Below are 23,715 nucleotides of genomic sequence, written 5' to 3'. Positions count from 1 at the left end.
AGTCCCCTGTGGCGAGGGAGCTTGCTCCCGCTGGGGTGCGTAACGCCCCTAAATCAGGTACCTCGATTCACCTGATCAGGCCGCTGGCTGCTTTTGCGACTGCTGCGCAGCCGAGCGGGAGCAAGCTCCCTCGCCACAAAAGCGCTCTTGATACCGTCTTAAACAAAAAGCCCCGCATCTGCGGGGCCTTTTGTTTGATCAGGCGCTGACTTTCTTCACGCCCAGCTTTTTCAGCTCTTCGTCGCGCAACTCGCGGCGCAGGATCTTGCCGACGTTGGTGGTTGGCAGCGCGTCGCGGAACTCCACGGCTTTGGGCACCTTGTAGCCGGTGACGTTGGCGCGCATGTGCTCCATCACCTGTTCCTTGGTCAGGGTCACGCCCGGTTTGGCAACGATGAAGATCTTGATCGCCTCCCCCGACTTCTCGTCCGGCACGCCGATGGCCGCGCATTGCAGTACGCCCGGCAGGGTCGCCAGCACATCTTCCAGTTCGTTGGGGTACACGTTGAAACCGGAGACCAGGATCATGTCTTTCTTGCGATCGACAATGCGCATGTAGCCATCGGGCTGAATCAGTGCGATATCACCGGTTTTCAACCAGCCTTCGCTGTCGAGTATTTCATCGGTGGCTTCCTGACGCTGCCAGTAGCCCTTCATGACTTGCGGACCTTTCACACACAGTTCACCGATGCCGCCCAACGGCTGCTCAACGCCGGCATCGTCGATGACTTTGCACCGGGTCGACGGCACCGGAATACCGATGGTGCCGATCTGGATGTTCTGGCTCGGGTTCACCGTGGCCACCGGGCTGGTTTCGGTCATGCCGTAACCTTCGCAGATCGGGCAGCCGGTGACCGCTTTCCAACGTTCAGCCGCGGCCAGTTGCAAGGCCATGCCGCCGGACAAGGTGATTTTCAGGTTCGAGAAATCCAGCTTGCGGAACGCTTCGTTGTTGCACAACGCGACGAACAACGTGTTCAAGCCGACGAAACCGCTGAACTTCCACTTCGACAGTTCCTTGACCATCGCCGGCAAGTCGCGCGGGTTGCTGATCAGAATGTTGTGGTTGCCGATCAGCATCATCGCCATGCAATGAAAGGTGAAGGCATAGATGTGGTACAGCGGCAGCGGCGTGATCAGGATCTCGCAACCTTCGTTGAGGTTGGAGCCCATCAGCGCCTTGCACTGCAGCATGTTGGCCACCAGGTTGCGGTGGGTCAGCATCGCGCCCTTGGCCACGCCGGTGGTGCCGCCGGTGTATTGCAGCACCGCCACGTCGCTGCTGGCCGGGTTGGCTTCAACCACTGGCTGGCCATGGCCTTTGCTCAACACGTCGTTGAATTTGATGGCCTTGGGCAAGTGATACGCCGGGACCATCTTCTTCACGTACTTGATCACGCTGTTGATCAGCAGACGCTTGAGCGGCGGCAGCAGGTCGGCCACTTCAGTGACGATCACGTGCTTGACGCCGGTTTTCGGCACGACGGTCTGTGCCAGATGCGCCATGTTGGCCAGGCAGACCAGGGCTTTGGCACCGGAGTCGTTGAATTGGTGTTCCATTTCCCGCGCGGTGTACAGCGGGTTGGTGTTGACCACGATCAGCCCGGCGCGGATGGCACCGAAGACGGCGACCGGGTACTGCAACACGTTGGGCAATTGCACGGCGATTCGATCGCCCGGCTGCAAATCGGTATGCTGTTGCAGGTAAGCGGCAAAGGCACCGGACAATTCGTACAGCTCACCGTAGGTGATTGTCTTGCCCAGGTTGCTGAATGCCGGTTTGTCAGCGAAGCGTTGGCAGGATTGCTTCAACACTGCCTGAATATTCGGGTACTCGTCTGGATTGATCTCGGCAGCAATTCCAGCTGGGTACTTATCCTTCCAAAAGTCTTCGATCATGGAAGCCCACTCCTCAGCAACGCGAATTCAACACCGCATTTGATGCGATTATTATTGGTGTTTGTCTATTGGTGAATCTGGCTTTACATAGGCCGAGAAGTCACAAAGCGCGCCGAGAGTAGCAGCTTTGCCAAGGGCCGACTAGAGCCTAAATAGGCCCCTACAGTCACTTTGGTGACTCAAGAATGGCAAGCGGTCATTTTAGAGCAAAAATCCTATATCACCCTGAAAGCCGCTGAATTCGCGGCTTTCATCGTCTGAAAAGCATCGCGGGCAAGTCTCGCCCCTACTGTCCGCGTCATTCATAAGATGAACGCCACTGAACCTGTGGGAGCGAGGCTTGCCCGCAATCCGCGCTAAGCGCGGGCCATTCAACGATCAGGCGATATCCCGCAACTCCCGCCGCAAAATCTTGCCCACCGGCGTCATCGGCAACGACTCACGCAACACGATGTGCTTGGGCACTTTGTACGCCGTGAAGTTTTCCTTGCAGTAAGCCTTCAGCTCTTCAAGGCTGACCCCCGACTCACGGGCCACCACAAACAGTTTCACCGCCTCCCCCGAACGCTCGTCCGGCACGCCGATCACCGCACAGTTGGCGACTTTCGGGTGGGCCATCACCACGTCTTCGATCTCGTTCGGGTACACGTTGAAGCCCGAGACGATGATCATGTCTTTCTTACGATCGACAATACGCACGAAACCATCCGGGTCGATCACCCCGATGTCGCCCGACTTGAACCAGCCGTCGGCATCCAGCACTTCGGCGGTGGCTTCGGGTTTCTGCCAGTAGCCCTTCATGATCTGCGGGCCCTTGATGCACAGTTCGCCACGTTCGCCCAGCGGCTGCTCGACGCCTTCATCGTTGATCACTTTCAGGGTGGTGCCCGGCACCGGCAGGCCGACCGTGCCGATGCGCGATTTGTCACCGTAAGGGTTGGTACAGGCCACTGGCGAGGTTTCGGTCAGGCCGTAACCTTCGGTGATCCGGCAACCGGTGAGTTGCTCCCAGCGCTCGGCGGTGGCCTTGACCAGCGCCGTGCCGCCGGAGTTGGTGAGTTTGAGGCTGGAGCAATCCAGGGTCTTGAAGTCGGGATGGTCCATTAGCGCGACGAACAGCGTGTTGAGCCCCAGCAGCGCCGAGAACCGCCAGTTCTTCAGTTCCTTGATGAAGCCCTTGATGTCCCGTGGATTGGTGATCAGCACGTTGTGGTTGCCGGTCACCATCATGCACATGCAGTTCGCCGTGAAGGCATAGATGTGGTACAGCGGCAGCGGCGCGATCATCACTTCCTGGCCTTCGCGCAGCAGCGGCTGACCGTCGGCACCCAGTTGACTGAGGCATGCCCGCGCCTGCTGCATGTTCGCCACCAGGTTGCCGTGGGTCAGCATCGCACCCTTGGCCAGCCCGGTGGTGCCGCCGGTGTATTGCAACACGGCGATGTCGTCGAGACCGACGTTCAGCGGTTTGATGCCCAGGCCCCGGCCCAGACGTAGCGCGCTCTTGAAGGAGATGGCCCGGGGCAGTGAATAGTCCGGGACCATTTTCTTGACCTTGGCGACCACGGTATTGATCAGCCAGCCCTTGGCGGTGGGCATCAGGTCGCCCATCTTCGCTTCGATCAGGTATTGGATGTCAGTGTCGGGCAACACTTCCTGGACCTTCTGTCCAAACACGTTCAGGTACACCAGCGCCCGGGCACCGGAGTCCTTGAACTGATGACGCATCTCCCGCGCGGTGTACAGCGGGTTGGTATTGACCACGATCAGCCCGGCACGCAGGGCGCCAAACACGGCAATCGGGTAATGCAGGACGTTGGGCATCTGCACCGCGATGCGATCCCCCGGCACCAGATCGGTGTGGGCTTGCAGGTAACCGGCGAACGCAGCGCTGTAACGTTCCAGTTCAGCGTAGGTCAGGGTCACGCCCATGTTGCTGAATGCCGGGCGGTCAGCAAATTTCTTGCAGGAACGCTCGAACACCTCGATCACCGACTTATAGGCCCCAAGGTCGATATCCAGGGGCACGCCGGCCGGGCGTTTGTCATTCCAGAAATCAGGTTGCATTGTTCTTGTCCTCATTACCTGAATCTATCCGGGGCCGCTTTTTCTATCACTTCTGAAAAGCGGTGCTTCCCGGACACTAGCAGCTATGGTGAATCAGGCAAATATGCGCACAGTCCTCATTGATCCCGTGAATCTTGCTGCCCCGGCGCTGCCTGATCAGACGGCGCGCGCGGGATGCGCTATACAATGCAACGACGCCCATGCCGCATGCAGTCCCATGCAAAGGAATCGCCATGATCCATGACACTTTCTGGCTGACCGCGAGCGACCGCAGCCGCCTCTTCGTCAACCAGTGGCTGCCGACTGCACCGCTCAAAGCCGTGATCCTGCTGGCCCATGGCATGGCGGAACACAGCGGTCGCTACGCTCGCCTGGCAGAAAAGCTCTGCGAACAGGGCTACGGTGTTTACGCACCGGACCTGCGTGGACATGGCAAAACCGCTGAAAACGGCACCCTGGGCCACTTCGCCGACAGCGATGGCTGGGGCAAAGTGGTCGGTGACCTCGCCTGCCTCAACCAACATATCGGTCAACAGCATCCCGGCGTGCCAATCGTGCTGTTGGGCCACAGCATGGGCAGCTACATCGCCCAGGCTTACTTGCTGCACCACAGCGCCAGCCTGCACGGGGCGATTCTCAGCGGCTCGAACTTCCAGCCCGTGGCGCTCTATCGCGCAGCGCGGCAAATTGCTCGTCTCGAACGCCTGCGCCAGGGCCCCAAGGGTCGCAGTGCATTGATCGAATGGCTGTCGTTCGGCTCGTTCAACAAGAAGTTCAAGCCAGCTCGCACCTCGTTTGACTGGCTGAGCCGCGACCCGGCCGAGGTCGACAAGTACGCCAACGACCCGCTCTGCGGCTTTCGCTGCACCAATCAGCTATGGATCGATTTGCTCGGCGGCTTGCAGCAAATCAGCAAAGCGTCCAATCTCGCCCAGATCGATCCGGGCCTGCCGCTGCTGGTAATTGGCGGCGAATGTGATCCGGTGAGCGAAGGCAAACGTCTGAAAGATCTGGCCCACGCCCTGCGCGACGCTGGCTGCCAGAGCCTGCACTTGAATATTTACCCGCAGGCCCGGCACGAACTGTTCAATGAGAGCAATCGCGATGAAGTGACTGCCGACGTGCTGAACTGGATCGCCCAGGCCTTGAGCAACCGCCGGCCACCCAGAGCCGAATAGTTTTTTTGTGGATTCATTTAATTCGTCACAGGAATCGAGACAGATGACCCAGGTTACCAACACCCCTTACGAAGCCCTCGAAGTCGGCCAGACCGCCAGCTACAGCAAAACCGTCGAAGAACGCGACATTCAGTTGTTCGCCGCGATGTCCGGCGACCACAACCCGGTGCACCTGGACGCCGAATTCGCCGCTGCCTCCATGTTCAAGGAACGCATCGCCCACGGCATGTTCAGCGGCGCGTTGATCAGCGCGGCGGTGGCTTGCGAGCTGCCTGGGCCGGGGACTATTTATATCGGTCAGACAATGAGCTTTCAGAAGCCGGTGAAGATTGGCGACACGCTGACTGTGCGCCTGGAAATTCTCGAGAAAATGCCGAAGTTTCGTGTGCGGATCGCCACCCGAGTGTTCAATCAGCGTGATGAACTGGTAGTGGATGGCGAGGCGGAGATTCTGGCGCCGCGTAAACAGCAGACCGTGACATTGCCGACGTTGCCGGCGATCAGCATCGGCTGATTCATCACTCATCCGTGGCCTGGATGGGCTTCTGTGGCGAGGGAGCTTGCTCCCGTTCGGCTGCGCAGCAGTCGTAAAAGCTGCTCCGCGCCGGAACAGGTGAATCGAGGTGCCCGATTGGGGGCGCTGCGCACCCCAGCGGGAGCAAGCTCCCTCGCCACAAAAAGCCCCCCTCGCCACGGTGAATGCAGCGTTTCGTTCTCCTACAATCTCGAACACAAAAAAACGCCAGACTGGCTGGCGTTTTTGATGGGTAACGAACGCTTACGAGCGTGCGCGAGCCTGGTTACGCAGGGCTTTGACCTGATCGTGGTTGCGTTGCACGCCGTGGTACTGGCGTTCAACGGTGTCACGAATACTCACCAGGTTGTCCTCGTTGATTTTATCCAGCGCTTTCTTGTAAGCCTTCTTCGCGTGGTCTTCACCACGCTCCGCTTCGTTCAGCACTGCCTCTTCATCCTTGCCGGTGAACATCGACTTCACATCCACCCAGCGACGATGCAGATCACCGCTGACGCTGGTGGAGGTTTCCGGATCACCACCCAGGGAACGCACAGTGGCCTGCAGTTCGGCAGCGGCAGAGCCGCAGTCGGCGGAGCGCTGAATGAACAGGTTTTTGAGTTCGGGATTCTTGATGTCTTCAGCGCAAGTCTTGAACCCTTCCTGACCGTCTTTACAGGTTTCAATCAGGTCGTTGAGTACAGAGATCGCTTCTTTATTAATGTCGGTCATTTTTCAATTCCTTGCGGTTGATGAAAGATGCAATCAATCGTTGCACCCTGCATGCCAGCTTCGAATTGATATTTTTCACTTATATTTCAATGAGTTAATCTTTAGTCGAAATCTGTATCCGCTTTTTTTGCATGATCTGTCAATTGGCCTGCATGCAGAATGCCTGTATTTTCCAGACTGTTCTAAATCAAGACGACTGATGATGAATCCCGAAAAGCTCGAACTGCTGATTACCCGCGAGATGCCCTTCGGCAAATACAAGGGCCGTATCATTGCCGACCTGCCCGGTCAGTACCTGAACTGGTTCGCTCGCGAAGGTTTCCCTCACGGGGAACTGGGCGGGTTGCTGGCCTTGATGCAGGAAATCGACCACAACGGCCTGTCGGAACTGCTCGAACCGCTGCGCGCCAAGCACGGCAAACCTGCCCCCCGTCACTGAACCGCCCTATCGCACCGAGTCGCCCATGCCCGATAACACCCGCCGTGCCCGTGATGAAGCCTTTTGGCAGACCTTTGCCGACCGCTATGCTGTCGAACCCGGCCCCCTGAACCTGGAGAACGGTTACTTCGGGCGCATGTCACGCACCGTGGTCGAGGAATATCAGCGCAACATCGAGCTCATCAACCGCGGCAACTCGGTGCATGTGCGCCAGCGCTTCGAACAGGGCGAAAGCGTCAAGATTCGCGCGCAGCTGGCCGAGCTGATCGGTGCCCCGGCCGAAGCCGTCGCCTTCACGCGCAACGCCTCGGACGGCTTGCAGTCGCTGATCCGCAACTACAATCGCCTGGAACCGGGCGATCAGGTCCTGCTGTGCGATCTGGAGTACGACACGGTCAAGAGCGCAATGCGTTGGCTGGCCCGCTATCGAGGCGTGGAAGTGATCGAGATCGAGCACCGTCGCCCCGCCAGTTTCGACAGCTTGCTGGCCACGTACCGCGAAGCTTTCACACGTTATCCGCGACTGAAGTTGATGGCCCTGACCCACGTCACCCATCGCACCGGTCTGGTAATGCCGGTGCAGGCGATCGCCGCTGCCGCCAGGGAGCATGGCATCGATGTAATCCTCGACGGCGCCCATGCTCTGGGCCAGATCGAGTTCAACCTCGATGAACTGGGCATCGCCTTCGCCGGCTACAACCTGCACAAATGGATCGGTGCGCCGCTGACTCTCGGCTTCATTTACATCGCGCCCGAGCGCCTGGCCGACATCGACCCGGACATGGGCGAGATGCATTTCCCTGACACCGACATTCGCGCCCGCACGCCATACAGCACCCCGAACATCCCGGCCCTGCTGACCCTGCCGCTGGTGTTCGAAGAGCATCAGGCCATGGGCGGTTCCGTCGCCAAGGGCGCTCGGCTCAATTACCTGCGCAACCGCTGGGTCGATGCCGTTCGGGAGTTACCGGGGATCGAAGTCCTGACCCCGGATGACCCGCGCCTGTATTGCGGCATCACCTCGATGCGCTTTACTCGGCATGCCGACCAACAGGCGATGGTCGAGCGCCTGCTCAACGACTACAACCTGTTTACCGTGGCGCGCAGCGGCGCGGCGTGTGGCCCGTGCATCCGCATCACACCGGGGCTCACGACCATGGCAGCGGACATGGATGTACTGGCCCGGGCGTTGAACGAATTGCGCTGACGTCACACAGTGTATTTATCAAAGTCCTCGGGCTTGATTTGCGATGACGCCGCAAACGTGTCGACACCGATGGTCATGTGCCCGAAAAAGCCGTCCTCATTCGAGTCTCGACCGATGGTGTGAATATTCAGGGTCGAGGCCTCGCCGCCCATGCGCTGATAAAACATATCCTGCGCATTGGTCAGCGGTGAGACGGCTCGACCGCTGTACTCACGGGCATTGAGCACCGACCTTGATGCGACCTCGGGAAAGTAAAGCTGGCCGACCCAGGCGACGTGCCGCTCTTCCAGATAGTTATTACCGGCTGTGATGCGTACCGCGACGTGAATATGCAAAGCGCGGCCGGCATAGAACCCCGGATAAATAGTGGTAAACCGCACGATGCCCATTTTGTCGGTGAATTGCCCACCACGCAGGTAGGTGTCGTCGTCGGTGCGCGGGATCGACCCGATATCATCCACATCGACTTCCTTGTCCGGGTTGACCTTGCTCCAGCCCGAATACGCCCCGCGCGCATTGCAATGCCAGATATCGACCAATGCCCCGGTAACCGGTTGACCGGTCATGGCATCGACGATCGTGAGCCGCAGCACCAAGGGAATGCCGTCCATGCCTTCGCTGACGTTTCGCCTGATCAGTTTTGGATTTCGAAAATACGGACCGGCGATCTGCTCAGGTGACAGTTGATAAACCGGTAGTGGGGGTGCAGCCGAGGTGTTGTCGTCCATGACGTTCTCTCTTCCATAAGATGAACGCAGATTAACGCTGGACGTGCGGCGAGATGCGGTAACTATGTATCGCGTGATGTCGATCCGTAGCAGCTGCCGAGCCTGCGAGGCTGCGTTCGGCTGCGCAGCAGTCGTAAAACCAGAGATTGCGGTATGTCAGGCAGACCGCGTCAGCCGGATTCACGACTGCTTCGCAGCCGAACGCAGCCTCGCAGGCTCGACAGCTGCTACAACGAGCGTTTCGACGGCCACAGGAGTTTTCACCAGGCAAAAAAAAACGGTGCACCGACCAAGCGCACCGTAAAGCCGTAGAACACACAACGAAGTGTTTGGTAAATCCGGTATATCCGGTAAATCAGATCAGTCCAGCAGCGCCAACGCCTCGGCGGTGCACTCCTGGATGCGGGCCCAGTCGCCGTTCTTGATCCACTCGGGGTCAAGCATCCAGCTACCGCCCACGCACATCACGTTCTTCAACGCCATGTAGCTCTTGATGTTGGCCGGGCTGACGCCGCCGGTCGGGCAGAATTTAACTTCGCCGAACGGGCCGCCCAGGGCCTTGATGGCCGCGACGCCGCCGCTGACTTCCGCCGGGAACAGCTTGAAGCGGCGATAGCCCAGGCAATAGCCTTCCATGATGCCGGAGGCGTTGCTGATGCCCGGCAACAGCGGGATCGGGCTGGCGACACTGGCTTCGAGCAAGTCACGGGTGATGCCCGGCGTCACGATGAATTGCGAACCGGCGGCTTCGGCAGCGGCCAGCATGCTGCGATCAAGCACCGTACCGGCACCTGTCACCAGTTCCGGACGCTTTTCGCGCAGGATCTGGATGGCCTTGAGGCCGAACTGCGAACGCAGGGTCACTTCCAGCGCCGTGAGGCCACCGGCGGCCAGGGCGTCGGCCAACGGCAGCACGTCCTGTTCGCGAGCGATGGTGATCACCGGCAGGATCCGCGCCTTGGCGCAGAGGCTGTCGATCAGGGCAACTTTGTCCGCCATGGAAACGGTCGGGGATGTGTTTGTCATAGCGGCTGATCCTTGGTTCATGGGCACCAGTAAATCTCTAACGTAGGTTGCAGAAACGCCCGAATCGGCATGGCGGCGACATCGTCACCGGCCAGTGCGGCGCTCAGGGTGGTCAACTTGGACTGACCGGAAATCGATAGAACGGTGTGCCTGGCCGAGGCCAGCAGCGCGCGACTCATGGTCAGGCGCTGACGCGGCACGGTCGGCGCCAGCATCGGCCAGCAACGACGAGTGCCGTCGACTTTCAAGGCGTCGGCCAGGTTCGGGCTGTTGGGGAACAGCGATGCGGTGTGACCGTCGTCGCCCATGCCCAGCACCAGCACATCGATCGCCGGCAATTCGGCGAGCAAGCGATCAGCCTGCTCGGCGGCCTGCTCCAGGTTGGCGGTGGCACTGTAGAGGCTCAGGAACTGGGCCTTGGCCGCCGGACCTTGCAACAGGTAACGCTTGAGCAGACCGGCATTACTGTCGGCATGCTCCACCGGCACCCAGCGCTCGTCAGCCAGGCTGACCACCACCTTCGACCAGTCCAGCGCCTGCTTGGCCAGGTGCTGGAAAAATGCCACCGGGCTGCGCCCACCGGACACCACCAGCGTCGCTGTGCCTTGTGCGGCAATCGCGTCGCTCAGTTGTTTGGCCACTGCCAATGCCAGGCCTTCGGCCAGCAGCATCGGTTTTTTGAACTCATGGGCGCTGACGCCCTGAGGCAGTTTCAATTCAGATATCGCCATACCACGACCTCCCGTCCCGCGTGATCAGTGCAATGGAACTCATCGGCCCCCAGGACCCGGCCGCGTACGGCTTGGGCGCATCACCGGACTTTTTCCACCCGGCAATCAACTGGTCACACCACTTCCACGCGGCTTCGATTTCATCTTTACGGACAAACAGGTTCTGATTGCCACGCATCACTTCCAGCAACAACCGCTCGTAGGCATCGGGAATCCGTGCGCTGCGCCAGGTGTCGGAAAAATTCAGCTGCAACGGACCGCTGCGCAACTGCATGCCCTTGTCCAGGCCTTGTTCCTTGGTCATCACGCGCAAGGAAATGCCTTCGTCCGGTTGCAGGCGGATGATCAGTTTGTTGCTGATCTGCAAGCGCTGCTCGGGGGCGAAGATGTAGTGCGACGGTTCCTTGAAGTGGATGACGATCTGCGACAGCTTCTGCGGCATGCGCTTACCGGTGCGCAGGTAAAACGGTACGCCGGCCCAACGCCAGTTGCGAATGTCGGCACGCAGGGCAACGAAGGTTTCGGTGTCGCTCTGGGTGTTGGAGTTAGGCTCCTCCAGATACCCCGGCACCGACTTGCCTTCGCTGTGACCGGCGATGTACTGGCCGCGCACCACTTGAGTGGTCAGGCCTTCCGGGCTGATCGGCGCCAGTGCCTTGAGCACTTTGACTTTCTCGTCGCGGATGCTGTCGGCGGACAAGTCGGCCGGCGGGTCCATGGCGATCAGGCACAGCAACTGCAACAGGTGATTCTGGATCATGTCCCGTAGCTGGCCGGCCTTGTCGAAGTAACCCCAACGGCCTTCGATCCCGACCTGCTCGGCCACGGTGATTTCCACGTGGGAGATGTAATTCTGGTTCCACTGGGTTTCGAACAGGCTGTTGGCGAAACGCAGGGCGATCAGGTTTTGTACGGTCTCTTTGCCCAGGTAGTGGTCGATACGGTAGGTGCGGTTCTCCGGGAAGAACTGCGCCACGGCGTCGTTGACCTTGCGCGAGGATTCCAGGTCAGAACCGATGGGTTTTTCCAGCACCACGCGGGTGTTTTCGGTCAGGCCGACCTTCGACAGGTTCTCGCAAATAGCACCGTAAACCGCCGCCGGCGTGGCGAAGTAGGCAATCACCCGCTGGGCACTGCCGGCCTGCTCGGCCAGGGCGACGTAATCGTCAGCCTTGAGGAAGTCGACATGCAGGTAACTCAACCGGGCCAGGAAGCGCTCGAGCACGGCTTCATCCAGCTCTTTGGCGCCCACGTAGCGACGCAACTCGGTGGCGATGAACGCCAGATGCTGCTGCTCGCTGCCAGGTTCACGGGCCAGTGCGATAATGCGCGTATCCTCATGAAGCAGGCCGGCACCATCGAGTTGATAAAGGGCAGGAAACAGCTTGCGCAGGGCTAGATCGCCGAGAGCGCCGAACAAGGCAAAGGTGCACGGTTCAACCGTAATCGAAGGCATGATGTTTGTTCTTTTATCAAGTTAAGCTACAAATACCTTTTTTCAAGGCATCACTCAAGGGAAAATGTAGTAATAACCACAACATTTTCGCAAAATATAGATTCCGAGTGGTGGTCGGTCGGAGCCATCAGTAGGATAGGCCACCGTTATGGGCCGTATCAAAGGCCCAATTTGCATAGCCGAGCGCTTGTTTGCGCAGGTGAATTTAGGAACCCATATGGACCGCGTGCGAAATTTACTGGAACAGATCCAGAGTCGCCTCGAAGACCTGAACAAGGCAGAACGCAAAGTCGCCGAAGTGATCCTGCTCAACCCACAGCAGGCGACCCGGTTCAGCATCGCCGCCCTCGCCCAGGCCGCGTCGGTCAGTGAGCCGACGGTCAACCGTTTCTGCCGCTCATTCGGTGTCAGCGGCTACCCTGAACTGAAACTGCAGCTGGCCCAGAGCCTGGCCAGCGGCGCGGCGTATGTCAGCCGTGCGGTGGAAGCCGACGACAACCCCGAGGCTTACACCCAGAAGATCTTCGGCAGCGCCATCGCGTCCCTGGACAGCGCCTGCCAGGCACTGGACCCGAACCTGATCAGCCGCGCCGTCGACCTGTTGATCCAGGCCCGGCAGATCCACTTCTTCGGCCTCGGCGCCTCGGCCCCGGTGGCACTGGATGCGCAGCACAAGTTCTTCCGCTTCAACCTGGCAGTGACCGCCCATGCCGATGTGCTGATGCAACGCATGATTGCCTCGGTGGCCCACACCGGTGAGTTGTTCGTGATCATCTCCTACACCGGCCGCACCCGCGAATTGGTGGAAGTGGCGCGCATCGCCCGGGAAAACGGCGCTTCGGTGCTGGGGCTGACGGCCGAAGGTTCGCCGCTGGCCAAGGCCAGTACCTTGAGCCTGAACATTCCGTTGCCGGAAGACACCGACATTTACATGCCGATGACCTCGCGGATCATTCAGCTGACCGTGCTCGATGTGCTCGCCACCGGCATGACCTTGCGCCGAGGCGTGGACTTCCAGCCGCATTTGCGCAAGATCAAGGAAAGCCTCAATGCCAGTCGGTATCCGATTGGCGATGAGTTTAATTAACCCACAAAGGTTGTGCGCATCGGCTAAGCCCCAACCCGCGCCTGCAAACTCAAATGCGCCCGCTCCCCCGGCGCCAGGCACAGGCTGTCGGTGCCGCCGCTGGCCGCTTCCACACAGACGAACTCGGAAATCTCGTTCCAGCTCACGCCCAGTAATGGCCGCGAGCCGGGATGCCAGACCACCGTGTCCGCATGATCACCGGTGTCGATGCACAGTTCGCGCTGCCAGGCGTGGTCCTTGAGCTGCAATTCGCCGTCATGCTGGAACACCCGCTGACACCCACCGTCGACCCGCAACTCGCCTTCCTGTTGGCAAGCCTGGCGGTTCAACTGGTCGTAACCTTGCGCTCCTTCGAGCCCAGACAGCGCTATCTCACCGACGTCACCAATACGCCAATAGGCGTGCAACGCCTGACTCAACTGGCACGGCATGTCGTCCTGATGCTCGGTGCTCAGGTGCAAATCCATGCGTTCGCCCAGGTGCGCATGCAAGTCCACTTGCCAGTCGCACAGCTGTAACTGCCAGTGCAGGCGCACGCCATCGTCGTCACTGCTGCTGTCGAGCAGTTTCCAGTCGAGCAGGCGCGCCCAACCATGGGACGGCCAGGCGTTTTCGCTTGGGTGGCGGCCATACCACGGCCAGCACACTGGCACGCCGCCGCGAATCGCACCCACGTGCGGCCATTTCGCCGCGCACCACAACCAGGGTTTCTGGCCCTTTGGCTGGAAGTGCAGCAACTGCGCGCCCTGACGACTGAACACCGCCTGACACAGCGGATGGTCGATCACCAGCACGTCGCGCATCTGATAGCGCTCCCACGCAAACACCGGACGTTCGCGCAAGGATTTGAAGAAGCGTTGTAGCGGATGCTCAAGCATGTGCCACGATCCTGAAAATCATCTGTCACCCGAGGGTGCGCCACCCCCAAAAAAAAGCGGACAGCCATGGCCGTCCGCAAATATGCGCACATAGAGAGGAGCTTATCGCAACAGCGTTAGAACACCGACTGAATTTTCAGACCGGCGACCAGCGCGTTATCAACTTCATCCACACCACCCGGGTGAGTGATGTATTGCAAGTTAGGACGCACCGTCAGCCAGTTGGTAACGTGGAAACCGTAGTTGATCTCGTAGTTGTACTCGGTGCTGCGCAGTGGCGCGAACAGTGGATCGTTGTAGTCGGTGACACCATTGGCGGCGTTGACCAACTCGGAGTTTTTCTTCACGTCATCGTTGACATGGATACGGGAGAAACCGATCCCGACGTCGTCTTTTGGACGCGCATCGAACGGGCCCTTGTAAACAAACATCAGCGACTGGTAGTTGTCGACGAAGTTGGTGTCCTTGTCGTGGAAGGTGGCGTTGGCCGCGATGTTCAGACCGCGCGAAGCATCACCGTTATGGGTGGTCAGTTGTTGCTGCGCCACGAACCAGTAGCCGTGCTTGCTGTCATGGCTGCGATAGGCATTGCCGGTGGTCGCTGCATCATTGCCGTTGTCGTCTTTACGGACGTCATTGGCGTCGGCCGTGCTCTTGTAGTAACCGACACGGTATTCGCCCGGCAGGTTGTTGACCTTCGGCGACCAGACCAATTCAACCGGCAAGACGGTGCCCTTGGTGCCACTGCCGCTGAGCTTGAAACCGTTACCGTGCTCAAGTTGCGATGGGTTCTGGTTGTACGCGCCGATCTGCGCATAGAACTCAGGCGTGATGTTGTACTTCACGCGAACCGCTGCCTGCATGACCGGCCAGTTGTACCAGATACCGGTCGCCCAGTTACCCGCCTGGGAACCGCAGAATGCCAGGTTCTGGAACTCGCAAGGGAAGGTGTTGAAGTCTTCGCCTTCGCCGAAGTAACCAGCCTTGACGTCCAGTTTCCCGTCGAGGAACTGGTGCTTGATCCACAGCTGGGTCAGACGGACCATGTGGCCACGGCCGTAGACTTCCTGGGAGGAGCTCAAGGTGCCGGCACGCGGGTCGCCGACACGGTCATTGGAGATGTTCTGACCGTTACGGTTGGTGAGCTGGATCTTGGCCTGGGTGTTATCCCAGCCCCACAGTTTTTGCAGGTCCAGCGCCACGCCCAGACCAAACTGGTCGGCGTAACGCGCCGTTTTGTCGTCGTTGTAGCCGCCGTGCAGGTTGGCGCCCACTTCACCGACATAGTCGGCCTTGATGTCGATACCTTGCTCGATCAGCTTGGTCCGCTCGCCACCCCAGTCCCCCGTCATCCACTGGGAATCGGCACTGAACGCGTCAGCCGCGTGTACGCTACCGGCCAGCATCATCGCCGCAACCGCTGACAATTGGCAGATCAGCTGAGCGTTGTTCTTCTTCTTCATCCCTACATCCTCGTTTTATTGTTATTAACTGTTTTTATCTAACGCGGTTTACATCGATTGCGACGGATGTCTCCATCCGCCACTAATCCCCCCTGTGAGAGCGGGCTTGCTCGCTCCCACATTTGATCTTCAGCGGCCTTTGAACTGGGCCACGTTGGCGCTGTGAGCTTCGGTTTTTGGCAGGCCGGCAACGCCCAGACGCTCACCGGTCTTGGCATCGAACAGCAGCACTTTCGATGGATCGAATTGCAGCGTCAGGGTCTCGCCCGGGGCTGGTGCGACGTCCGGTGCCAGACGGCAGCAGACCTTGGTGTCGTTGAGATTGACGAATACCAGGGTGTCGGGACCGGTCGGTTCGGTGACCTGCACTTCGGCGCGGATGGTCGGCAGGCCGTTGGCTTCGCCGTTCGCCAGCACGATTTGCTCCGGGCGCATGCCGAGGATCACTTCGCGGTCTTCGAGCCCGGCGTCCTGCATGCCCAGCGGCAATTCGCAGCGCGCCTGACCACTGTCGAGCAACGCCAACAGACGGCCGTCCTTGCGTTGCAAACGCAGGGGAATGAAGTTCATCGGCGGCGAACCGATGAAGCTCGCCACGAACAGGTTGGCCGGGTTGTTGTAGATGTCTTTCGGCGTACCGAACTGCTGGATGATCCCGTCCTTCATCACCGCCACTTTGTCGCCCAGGGTCATCGCTTCGATCTGGTCGTGGGTCACGTAGACCGTGGTGGTTTTCAAGCGCTGGTGCATCAGTTTCATTTCGGTGCGCATCTCGACCCGCAGCTTGGCGTCGAGGTTGGACAGCGGTTCGTCGAACAGGTAGATCTTCGGCCGACGCGCCAACGCCCGGCCCATGGCCACGCGCTGTTGCTGACCACCGGAGAGCTGACCCGGCTTGCGGTTGAGCAGGTGTTCGATTTGCAACAGCTTGGCCACGCGAGCGACTTCCGCGTCGATGTCGGCGGCAGGCATCTTGCGGATCTTCAAACCGAACGCGATGTTTTCGCGCACGCTCATGGTCGGGTACAGCGCGTAGGACTGGAACACCATGGCGATGTCGCGGTCTTTGGGGCTCATGCCGCTGACGTCCTGGTCACCGATCATGATCGCGCCGCCGGTGATGGTCTCAAGGCCGGCGATGCAATTCATCAGGGTCGATTTACCGCAACCCGAAGGGCCTACAAGAATCAGGAACTCACCGTCCTTGATCGACAGCTCGATGTTCTTGAGGGTGTCCGGCAGGCCGGGGCCATAGGTTTTGTTTACATTGCGAAGTTCGAGCGTAGCCATGATTACCCCTTGACTGCGCCGGCCGTCAGCCCGCGCACGAAATACTTACCTGCGACCACATAGACCAGCAGGGTCGGCAGCCCGGCGATCATTGCCGCCGCCATATCAACGTTGTATTCCTTGGCCCCGGTACTGGTGTTGACCAAGTTGTTCAACGCCACCGTAATGGGTTGCGAGTCACCGCTGGAGAACACCACGCCGAACAGGAAGTCGTTCCAGATCTGGGTGAACTGCCAGATCAGGCAGACCATGATGATCGGGGTGGACATCGGCAAAATGATCAAGCGGAAGATGGTGAAGAACCCCGCGCCATCGAGCCGCGCTGCCTTCACCAGTGCATCGGGAACACTGACGTAGTAGTTACGGAAAAACAGCGTGGTGAACGCCAGGCCGTAGACCACGTGCACGAACACCAGGCCTGTCGTCGTGCTGGCCAGGCCCATCTTGCCGAGGGTGAACGAGGCCGGCAGCAGGACCGTCTGGAATGGCAGGAAGCAACCGAACAGCAGCAGGCCGAAGAACAACTGCGACCCGCGAAAGCGCCACATCGACAGCACATAGCCGTTCAACGCACCGATGGCCGTGGAGATCATTACCGCCGGAACGGTGATCTTGATCGAGTTCCAGAAGTACCCGTCAACCGTGCCCCAGGCCTTGATCCAGCCAATACCGCTGACCACGGTCGGCCAGCTCAGCAGGTTGCCGGAGTTGATGTCTTCAGGCGTCTTGAAACTGGTCAACAGCATGACCACCAGCGGTATCAGGTACAGCAATACCGCAAGGAGCAGCACGCCATAGATCGCGATGCGACTCAGGCTGATGGCAGGTTTGGCAGCGAAACTAGTCATGACGTTTGGCCCTCAGCTCGGAGTACAGGTAAGGCACGATGATCGCGAGAATCGCACCGAGCATCAGAATCGCACTGGCCGAGCCCATGCCCATCTGGCCGCGACTGAAGGTGAAGGAATACATGAACATCGCAGGCAGATCGGAGGAATAACCCGGGCCACCGGCGGTCATTGCCGCTACCAGGTCGAAACTCTTGATAGCGATGTGGGCCAGGATCATCACTGCGCTGAAGAACACCGGGCGCAGGCTCGGCAACACCACTTTCAGGTAAATGCGCGGCATGCTCGCGCCATCGATCTGGGCGGCACGGATGATCGATTGATCAACGCCACGCAGGCCGGCGAGGAACATCGCCATGATAAAGCCCGAGGCTTGCCATACCGCCGCGATCACCAGGCAGTACACAACGCGATCCGGATCGATCAGCCAGTCCAGGCGAAAGCCTTCCCAGCCCCAGTCACGCAGCAATTTGTCCAGGCCCATGCCCGGGTTGAGCAGCCATTTCCAGGCAGTACCGGTGACGATCATCGAAAGCGCCATCGGGTACAGGTAAATGGTGCGAATGAAACCTTCGCGACGAATGCGCTGATCAAGAAACACCGCCAGCAACACACCGATCACCAGGGTGATACCGATGAACATGCCGCCGAAAAGCGCCAGGTTCTTGCTCGCTACCCACCAGCGATCGTTGTCGAACAGCCGCTGGTACTGCGCCAGACCCGCCCATTTGTAAGTCGGCAGGAAGGTCGAAGTGGTGAACGACAGGACGAAGGTCCACAGGATATAGCCATAGAACCCCACCAGAACAATGAACATGCTCGGCGCCAGCACCAGCTTGGGGAGCCAGCGCTGCAGCGCATCGAACGGCGAGGCCTTGCTGAACACAGCAACAGAACTCATGGGAAGATCCAGTACGAAGAGAGAGAGAATTCGGGCAGGTCCCCTGTAGGAGCCGGCTTGCTGGCGAAGGCGGTGTGTCAGTCGACATCTGCGTTGAATGACACATCGCTATCGCCAGCAAGCCGGCTCCTACAGGCCAAGCATTACTTGGCCGCTTTAATGGCAGTGCCGAGTTGCTTGGCGGCAGTGGCAGGATCGGCTTTCGGATCGTTGATGAAGTTGGTCACGACATCAAAGAAAGCACCCTGTACCGCCAGCGTGGTCGCCATGTTGTGCGCCATGCTCGGCTGCAAGCCACCGGTCTTGGCGTCCGCCAGGAAGTCTTTGGCAGCCGTCTGGGCGCAGGAGTCGAAACCGTACTTGCCCATGTCACTCAGCATGTCGTTTCGAACCGGGATCGAACCCTTGTTGATGCTGAAGACTTTCTGGAAGTTCTCACCCAGCACGATCTTGGCAATGTCCTGCTGAGCTGCAGCAGTGCCCTTGTCTTTCTGCTTGAACACGGCCAGCGAGTCGATGTTGTAGGTGAAGGCCTTGTCGGTGCCCGGGAAGGCTACGCACTCGTAATCCTTGCCAGCGACTTTCTTGGCCGCTGTCCACTCGCTCTTGGCCCAGTCACCCATGATCTGCATGCCGGCCTTGCCGTTGATGACCTTGGCCGCCTCCAGGTTCCAGTCCTGGCCTTTGCCGTCGGCGTCCATGTAGGTCGCGACTTTCTTCAGCTCGGTCAGCGCCTTGACCATGTCAGGACCGGTCAGCGCCGCGTTATCCAGATCGACCAGGGCTTTCTTGTAGCCATCGACGCCCATGACCGACAGGACCACCGCTTCGAACACGGTGCTGTCTTGCCAAGGCTGGCCACCGTGGGCAAGCGCGATGAAGCCCGCAGCCTTGAGCTTGTCACCGGCCGCGTAGAATTCCTGAAGGGTGGTTGGCGCTTTTTCGATGCCGGCTTTCTTGAAGACTTCCGGATTGATCCACAACCAGTTGACGCGGTGAATGTTCACCGGCACGGCCACATAGTTACCGTCGTACTTCACGGTATCGGAGACTTTCTTGTCGAGCAGGCTGTCCCACTTCTCAGCTTTGGCAGCGTCTTTCAAGACGTCGGTATCGAGCAGACCGGTAGACGCCCATTCCTGAATGTCCGGGCCTTTGATCTGTGCTACGCCCGGCGGGTTACCGGCAACGGCGCGGCTTTTGAGTACGGTCATGGCCGTGGCACCGCCACCGCCGGCGACTGCGCCGTCTTTCCAGGTGAAGCCGTCTTTTTCGACTTGAGCCTTGAGCACATCGACAGCTGCTTTTTCACCACCAGACGTCCACCAGTGAACGACTTCCACCGAACCTTTGGAATCGGCGGCAAGGGCACTGAGCGGGAATGCAGCAACGGGAAGCAGTGAAGCGAGAGAAATGACAGTAGCGAGGCGAGAAATCGCATTCATCTAGTAGTACCTTTCTTGTTGTTATGCATGCAAGTCTGGTGCTTGCGCTGCATAGGATTTTAAACAGGGGATAGCCCTTCGCAGGTAACGAAGGGACGCGCGAATGTCACCACATGGTTACACAGGAGCGCTCTGGGACAATTGCGCCAGCGCACTGGCCATACTCGGCGCCAATGGCAGGCGCGGGATCAATACGGCTTGCCAGGCGTGATACAGGTCAGGTTTACCGGCCCAGATATCGGCGCTCGGGCGGTTCAGCGGATCGAGCTCGTGATGCCAGCTGCCATCGCAGCGGTCGATGAAATGACTGTCACAGAATTCCCAGAACAGTCGGTACCAACGCTCGTATTGCTCATCACCGGTGCGTTTTAGCAGCGCACTGGCGGCGGCGCTGGCTTCGCAATGAGTCCAGTGCAAACGATGACGAACCACCGCGCGATTGTCCCAGTCGAGGGTGTAGACAATGCCCGGCGCACCGTCGACGTCCCAGCCGTGACGGCAATTGTGTTCGAAGAGTTTTTGCGCATCGGTGGCCAGCCAGCCCGGCGTGAGCATCCCGGCCTGTACCCGCGCCGCTTCAAGGTGCAGTAACAACCGCGCCCATTCGAAACCATGACCCGGCGTGGTGCCGTAAGGACGGAAACCGTCGGCCGGATTGTCGTGGTTGTAGTCGCGCAGCGGCTGCCAGTCGCGGTCGAAATGCTCGACCACCAGGTAATCGTTGGCGGCGGCGTGTTCGTGAATGACACGCTCGACGATGCGCTGCGCGCGAATCAGCCAGCGGTGGTCCTCGGTGACATCGGCCAGGGCGAGAAAGGCTTCGGTGGCGTGCATGTTGCTGTTGGCGCCGCGATAGGCCTCCTCGCAACTGAAGTCGCGGTTGAAGGACTCGCGCATGGCGCCCTCCTCCTCGCTCCAGAAATGGCTGTCGATGATGTGGATCGCATCATCGAGCAAGGCTTGCGCACCGGGACGCTGGGCAACCACCGCAGAACTCGCGGCCAACGCCACGAAGGCATGCAGGTAAGCGGCTTTGCCGGTATTGCCGTCGCGGTGTTCGGGCGTGGCGAACCAGCCACCGTGTTCGGCGTCACGCAGCGGCCCGCTGAGGGCTTTGATGCCGTGATCCACCAGCTCGGCGAACCCCGGCAAACCCTGGATGTGGGCCATGGCGAAGCTGTGGGTCATGCGCGCGGTGTTCATGGTTTCGGCTTGCGCGTTGACCGCCAGGCGCCCCTTTTCATCAAGGTTGCCGAAACCTTCGGGAAGCTTTGAAGCCCTGGCAAATGCCAACAGGCGCAGGCCTTCGGCGGCGAGCCATTGCTGATGGGCAGGCGCGTTCAGCCAACTGCTGAAGGCGGGTTGGAAGGTGTCCATGCGGTACCTTTTTTTGTTGTTATGACTGGGACCAGTCTAAACAACGGTCGGTGGCGGGCAGGTAACGAAGGGGGAGCGTTATGTCACCGACCTGTGACATTCACCCTGATTTTGAAGTGAGTGGTTAATTGTGGCGAGGGAGCTTGCTCCCGTTGGGGCGCGGAGCGGCCCTGAAAGAGGGACTGCTGCGCAGTCCAACGGGAGCAAGCTCCCTCGCCACAGGGGCAGTGTCAATCCATTGGTCGCGGCAACTGCAACGTCACGCGCAACCCGCCTTCACGCAGGTTTTGCAGGCTGACTTCGCCGCCATGGCTATGGGCGATGTTGCGGGCAATCCCCAGCCCCAGGCCATAACCCTGTTGCTGCCCGGCCAGGCGGAAGTGCGGCTCGAACACTTGCTCCAGCCGCTGCTCCGGCACACCCGGACCTTCGTCGTCGACATGCAGGACGAACGCGCTCTCGTCGTCATCGATGTGCAGATGCGCGTTCTGCCCGTACTTCAAAGCGTTGTCGATCAGGTTGCCGATGCAGCGCTTGAGCGCCAGTGGCTTGCCGGGATACGGCGCCAGCGCCCGCCCCTGCTGCGTCACGCGGCCATTGCCGTTGGGCGCCAGATACGGTTCCACCAGGCAGTCGAGCACATGATTGAGGTCCACCGGCTCGATGTTTTCGTGGATGTCGGTGTCTTTCACGCATTGCAGCGCGCCTTTGACCAGCAACTCCAGCTCATCCAGGTCACGTCCGAACTTGGCTTGCAGCTTTTCGTCTTCAAGCAATTCGACCCGCAGTCGCAGCCGAGTGATCGGTGTGCGCAAGTCATGGGAAATCGCGCTGAACAACTGGCTGCGCTCGGTCAGGTAACGGCTGATGCGTTCACGCATTGCATTGAACGCGCGACCGACTTCCACCACTTCACTGCCACCGCCCTGAGCGACCGGTTCGACGTCGGCCCCCAGGGACATGTCCCGCGCCGCCCGCGCCAATCGTTTGAGCGGCCGGCTCTGCCAGTGCACCAGCAGGCCGATGAACAGGAGCAAGAAGCCGCTGGTGAGCACGATGAACCAGACTTGCTGTGCCGGCAGGCCTTGTTCTTCAAGACTGGTGTAGGGCTCGGGCAACAGCGAAGCGATGTACAGCCATTCCCCCGGCGCCATCTGGATTTGCGTGACCAGCACCGGTGGGTTCACTGGCTCCAGGGTCAACGCGTAGTGCGCCCAGGAGCGTGGCAATTCATCGAGTTTCAGCCCGCTATTGAAGATCCGCAGGTCTTCGGGGCTGACGAACGTCACCGAAATATCGGCGTCCTGGCCCAGCGACTGGCGCAGCACCTCGTCCACCGCTTTGAGCACCGCTTCTTTGCGCGGCGTGATCGGCAGCACTTCCATGCCTAAGGGTTTGTCGTTGAGGGTCACCACGAACCGGGTGCCGCCCATGCTGCGCAACTGGTCGAGCACCAGCGGCCTGAACGCCACCGGCAACGAGCGGAAATAGCTGACGCTGGCCGTCATCGAATGGGCCAGGCTGCGGGCGCTGGTGACCAGGCCTTCGAGCTGGGTGGCACGCAATTGCGAAACCCAGATCACGCTCGACAGCGTCTGGGCAAACAGCACCGCCAACAGGGTCAGCAGCAACATGCGCCCGAGCAGCGAGCGCGGCACCGGCACGCGCCCGGCGAGCTTGCGCAGGAACTCAGTGACCATTGCCGGCAACCACGTTGGCTGCCAATTGGTAGCCGCTGCCACGCACGGTCCGGATCAGCCGCGGCGGTTTTTCGGTGTCGCGCAGACGCTGGCGCAAACGGCTGACCGCCATGTCGACGATGCGATCGAGCGGCATCAGGTCACGGCCACGGGTGGCGTTGCCGATGGTGTCGCGGTCGAGGATTTCCTGGGGGTGATCGAGGAACAGTTTCAGCAGGGCGAAATCGGCGCCGGAGAGAATCACTTCCTCGCCGTCGGTATGGAACAGCCGATGGCTGACCATGTCCAGCCGCCAGTCGTCGAAGGCCAGCACTTCACCGCCGGAACGCTCCTGACCGAACTGCGCGCGACGCAACAAGGCTTTGATCCGCGCCTGCAATTCACGGGGGCTGAAGGGTTTGCCGAGGTAGTCGTCGGCGCCCAGTTCCAGGCCGATGACGCGGTCGGCCTCATCGGAACTGGCGGTGAGCATGATGATCGGCACGTGGGCCTGGCGCGGGTGCTGGCGGATCCAGCGGCAGAGGCTGAAACCATCTTCGTCCGGCAGCATCACGTCGAGGATCACCAGATCGCTCGGCGCCTCGTTCAGCGCCTGACGAAAGCCTGCGCCATCGGGCGTGGTGCGGACCTGGAAACCGGCACGGGTCAGGTAGGTGTCCAGCAACTCGCGTATCTCTTGATCGTCATCGACCAACAAAATCGACTTGTTGACTGAGCTCACGGGGCGGCGTCCTTGTTGTTTGTGTTAG

General features: G+C 59.9%; 21 protein-coding genes. 5 read left to right on the top strand and 16 right to left on the bottom strand.

The window, feature by feature from the left end:
* Positions 1–198: 198 nt before the first annotated feature.
* Both fadD1 and fadD2 read right to left on the bottom strand, forming a co-directional pair.
* On the bottom strand, positions 199–1,899 hold the full coding sequence (fadD1, locus tag LOY28_RS06320; protein WP_018926455.1) for a long-chain-fatty-acid--CoA ligase FadD1: 1,701 nt from the start codon (positions 1,897–1,899) through the stop codon (positions 199–201).
* 378 nt (positions 1,900–2,277) lie between these two features.
* Positions 2,278–3,966 carry a long-chain-fatty-acid--CoA ligase FadD2 gene (fadD2, locus tag LOY28_RS06315; RefSeq protein ID WP_064616391.1) on the bottom strand — a complete coding sequence of 563 codons (1,689 nt, stop codon included), beginning with the start codon at positions 3,964–3,966 and terminating at the stop codon, positions 2,278–2,280.
* Positions 3,967–4,199: 233 nt separating this feature from the next.
* On the opposite strand from fadD2, the gene LOY28_RS06310 reads away from it, so the two are divergent.
* Together LOY28_RS06310 and LOY28_RS06305 are read left to right on the top strand one after the other, a co-directional pair.
* Positions 4,200–5,144, top strand: a complete 945-nt coding sequence (locus tag LOY28_RS06310) for an alpha/beta hydrolase (RefSeq protein ID WP_018926457.1) — start codon at positions 4,200–4,202, stop codon at positions 5,142–5,144.
* A 43-nt stretch (positions 5,145–5,187) separates the two neighbouring features.
* Positions 5,188–5,658, top strand: a complete 471-nt coding sequence (locus LOY28_RS06305; protein WP_018926458.1) for a MaoC family dehydratase — start codon at positions 5,188–5,190, stop codon at positions 5,656–5,658.
* A gap of 264 nt (positions 5,659–5,922) precedes the next feature.
* On the opposite strand, the gene LOY28_RS06300 is transcribed toward LOY28_RS06305, so the two are convergent.
* A complete protein-coding gene (locus tag LOY28_RS06300; protein ID WP_258613226.1) occupies positions 5,923–6,390 on the bottom strand; it encodes a PA2169 family four-helix-bundle protein in 468 nt (155 codons plus the stop codon).
* A gap of 202 nt (positions 6,391–6,592) precedes the next feature.
* Here LOY28_RS06300 and LOY28_RS06295 point away from each other — a divergent pair, with 202 nt between their 5' ends.
* Positions 6,593–6,829: a DUF3820 family protein gene (locus LOY28_RS06295; protein WP_007949456.1), complete on the top strand. Its 237-nt coding sequence runs from the start codon at positions 6,593–6,595 to the stop codon at positions 6,827–6,829.
* A 25-nt stretch (positions 6,830–6,854) separates the two neighbouring features.
* The gene (locus LOY28_RS06290) at positions 6,855–8,036 is read left to right on the top strand and encodes an aminotransferase class V-fold PLP-dependent enzyme (protein ID WP_086944511.1); all 1,182 of its coding nucleotides are present in this window, start codon (positions 6,855–6,857) and stop codon (positions 8,034–8,036) included.
* A 2-nt stretch (positions 8,037–8,038) separates the two neighbouring features.
* Here the strand turns inward: LOY28_RS06290 and LOY28_RS06285 are convergent, their stop codons facing one another.
* From LOY28_RS06285 to zwf, 4 genes are all read right to left on the bottom strand, one after another.
* The gene (locus tag LOY28_RS06285; RefSeq protein ID WP_064616387.1) at positions 8,039–8,764 is read right to left on the bottom strand and encodes an intradiol ring-cleavage dioxygenase; all 726 of its coding nucleotides are present in this window, start codon (positions 8,762–8,764) and stop codon (positions 8,039–8,041) included.
* A 360-nt stretch (positions 8,765–9,124) separates the two neighbouring features.
* On the bottom strand, positions 9,125–9,790 hold the full coding sequence (locus tag LOY28_RS06280; RefSeq protein ID WP_018926462.1) for a bifunctional 4-hydroxy-2-oxoglutarate aldolase/2-dehydro-3-deoxy-phosphogluconate aldolase: 666 nt from the start codon (positions 9,788–9,790) through the stop codon (positions 9,125–9,127).
* Between the two features lie 17 nt (positions 9,791–9,807).
* The gene (gene pgl / locus LOY28_RS06275; RefSeq protein WP_018926463.1) at positions 9,808–10,521 is read right to left on the bottom strand and encodes a 6-phosphogluconolactonase; all 714 of its coding nucleotides are present in this window, start codon (positions 10,519–10,521) and stop codon (positions 9,808–9,810) included.
* A complete protein-coding gene (gene zwf / locus LOY28_RS06270) occupies positions 10,508–11,977 on the bottom strand; it encodes a glucose-6-phosphate dehydrogenase (protein ID WP_018926464.1) in 1,470 nt (489 codons plus the stop codon). The genes pgl and zwf overlap by 14 nt, the downstream gene beginning before the upstream one ends.
* A 226-nt stretch (positions 11,978–12,203) precedes the next feature.
* Between zwf and LOY28_RS06265 the strand changes: the two genes are divergently transcribed.
* Positions 12,204–13,064: a MurR/RpiR family transcriptional regulator gene (locus tag LOY28_RS06265; RefSeq protein WP_172901244.1), complete on the top strand. Its 861-nt coding sequence runs from the start codon at positions 12,204–12,206 to the stop codon at positions 13,062–13,064.
* A 23-nt stretch (positions 13,065–13,087) separates the two neighbouring features.
* Here the strand turns inward: LOY28_RS06265 and LOY28_RS06260 are convergent, their stop codons facing one another.
* The 9 genes from LOY28_RS06260 to LOY28_RS06220 form a co-directional block, all read right to left on the bottom strand.
* On the bottom strand, positions 13,088–13,942 hold the full coding sequence (locus tag LOY28_RS06260; RefSeq protein WP_064616385.1) for a D-hexose-6-phosphate mutarotase: 855 nt from the start codon (positions 13,940–13,942) through the stop codon (positions 13,088–13,090).
* A gap of 116 nt (positions 13,943–14,058) precedes the next feature.
* Positions 14,059–15,405, bottom strand: a complete 1,347-nt coding sequence (locus tag LOY28_RS06255) for a carbohydrate porin (protein WP_018926467.1) — start codon at positions 15,403–15,405, stop codon at positions 14,059–14,061.
* Between the two features lie 129 nt (positions 15,406–15,534).
* A complete protein-coding gene (locus tag LOY28_RS06250; protein WP_018926468.1) occupies positions 15,535–16,695 on the bottom strand; it encodes an ABC transporter ATP-binding protein in 1,161 nt (386 codons plus the stop codon).
* A 2-nt stretch (positions 16,696–16,697) separates the two neighbouring features.
* Complete coding sequence (locus tag LOY28_RS06245; protein ID WP_019581464.1) at positions 16,698–17,543, bottom strand: carbohydrate ABC transporter permease; 846 nt, start codon at positions 17,541–17,543, stop codon at positions 16,698–16,700.
* Complete coding sequence (locus LOY28_RS06240; RefSeq protein ID WP_018926470.1) at positions 17,536–18,444, bottom strand: carbohydrate ABC transporter permease; 909 nt, start codon at positions 18,442–18,444, stop codon at positions 17,536–17,538. Before LOY28_RS06240 ends, LOY28_RS06245 begins: the two co-directional genes overlap by 8 nt.
* A 143-nt stretch (positions 18,445–18,587) precedes the next feature.
* A complete protein-coding gene (locus LOY28_RS06235) occupies positions 18,588–19,889 on the bottom strand; it encodes an ABC transporter substrate-binding protein (protein WP_064616384.1) in 1,302 nt (433 codons plus the stop codon).
* 117 nt (positions 19,890–20,006) lie between these two features.
* The gene (locus tag LOY28_RS06230; RefSeq protein ID WP_258613225.1) at positions 20,007–21,266 is read right to left on the bottom strand and encodes an AGE family epimerase/isomerase; all 1,260 of its coding nucleotides are present in this window, start codon (positions 21,264–21,266) and stop codon (positions 20,007–20,009) included.
* Between the two features lie 230 nt (positions 21,267–21,496).
* Positions 21,497–22,966 carry an ATP-binding protein gene (locus LOY28_RS06225; RefSeq protein ID WP_018926473.1) on the bottom strand — a complete coding sequence of 490 codons (1,470 nt, stop codon included), beginning with the start codon at positions 22,964–22,966 and terminating at the stop codon, positions 21,497–21,499.
* Positions 22,956–23,687, bottom strand: a complete 732-nt coding sequence (locus LOY28_RS06220; RefSeq protein ID WP_007934711.1) for a response regulator — start codon at positions 23,685–23,687, stop codon at positions 22,956–22,958. The genes LOY28_RS06225 and LOY28_RS06220 overlap by 11 nt, the downstream gene beginning before the upstream one ends.
* Between the last annotated feature and the right edge of the window lie 28 nt (positions 23,688–23,715).

The organism is Pseudomonas sp. B21-017 (assembly GCF_024749245.1).
GTDB lineage: Bacteria > Pseudomonadota > Gammaproteobacteria > Pseudomonadales > Pseudomonadaceae > Aquipseudomonas.
Note: the sequence above shows the minus strand (reverse complement) of the source record. Positions and strands in the feature narration are given on the sequence as shown.

Excerpts from the sequence above, each read along its gene's own strand:
- zwf (WP_018926464.1), bottom strand. The coding sequence starts at position 11,977 with ATGCCTTCGATTACGGTTGAACCGTGCACCTTTGCCTTGTTCGGCGCT.
- LOY28_RS06260 (WP_064616385.1), bottom strand. The coding sequence starts at position 13,942 with ATGCTTGAGCATCCGCTACAACGCTTCTTCAAATCCTTGCGCGAACGT.
- fadD2 (WP_064616391.1), bottom strand. The coding sequence starts at position 3,966 with ATGCAACCTGATTTCTGGAATGACAAACGCCCGGCCGGCGTGCCCCTG.
- LOY28_RS06280 (WP_018926462.1), bottom strand. The coding sequence starts at position 9,790 with ATGACAAACACATCCCCGACCGTTTCCATGGCGGACAAAGTTGCCCTG.
- LOY28_RS06250 (WP_018926468.1), bottom strand. The coding sequence starts at position 16,695 with ATGGCTACGCTCGAACTTCGCAATGTAAACAAAACCTATGGCCCCGGC.
- LOY28_RS06240 (WP_018926470.1), bottom strand. The coding sequence starts at position 18,444 with ATGAGTTCTGTTGCTGTGTTCAGCAAGGCCTCGCCGTTCGATGCGCTG.
- LOY28_RS06230 (WP_258613225.1), bottom strand. The coding sequence starts at position 21,266 with ATGGACACCTTCCAACCCGCCTTCAGCAGTTGGCTGAACGCGCCTGCC.
- LOY28_RS06225 (WP_018926473.1), bottom strand. The coding sequence starts at position 22,966 with ATGGTCACTGAGTTCCTGCGCAAGCTCGCCGGGCGCGTGCCGGTGCCG.
- fadD1 (WP_018926455.1), bottom strand. The coding sequence starts at position 1,899 with ATGATCGAAGACTTTTGGAAGGATAAGTACCCAGCTGGAATTGCTGCC.
- pgl (WP_018926463.1), bottom strand. The coding sequence starts at position 10,521 with ATGGCGATATCTGAATTGAAACTGCCTCAGGGCGTCAGCGCCCATGAG.
- LOY28_RS06305 (WP_018926458.1), top strand. The coding sequence starts at position 5,188 with ATGACCCAGGTTACCAACACCCCTTACGAAGCCCTCGAAGTCGGCCAG.
- LOY28_RS06310 (WP_018926457.1), top strand. The coding sequence starts at position 4,200 with ATGATCCATGACACTTTCTGGCTGACCGCGAGCGACCGCAGCCGCCTC.
- LOY28_RS06300 (WP_258613226.1), bottom strand. The coding sequence starts at position 6,390 with ATGACCGACATTAATAAAGAAGCGATCTCTGTACTCAACGACCTGATT.
- LOY28_RS06235 (WP_064616384.1), bottom strand. The coding sequence starts at position 19,889 with ATGAATGCGATTTCTCGCCTCGCTACTGTCATTTCTCTCGCTTCACTG.
- LOY28_RS06245 (WP_019581464.1), bottom strand. The coding sequence starts at position 17,543 with ATGACTAGTTTCGCTGCCAAACCTGCCATCAGCCTGAGTCGCATCGCG.
- LOY28_RS06295 (WP_007949456.1), top strand. The coding sequence starts at position 6,593 with ATGAATCCCGAAAAGCTCGAACTGCTGATTACCCGCGAGATGCCCTTC.
- LOY28_RS06285 (WP_064616387.1), bottom strand. The coding sequence starts at position 8,764 with ATGGACGACAACACCTCGGCTGCACCCCCACTACCGGTTTATCAACTG.
- LOY28_RS06290 (WP_086944511.1), top strand. The coding sequence starts at position 6,855 with ATGCCCGATAACACCCGCCGTGCCCGTGATGAAGCCTTTTGGCAGACC.
- LOY28_RS06255 (WP_018926467.1), bottom strand. The coding sequence starts at position 15,405 with ATGAAGAAGAAGAACAACGCTCAGCTGATCTGCCAATTGTCAGCGGTT.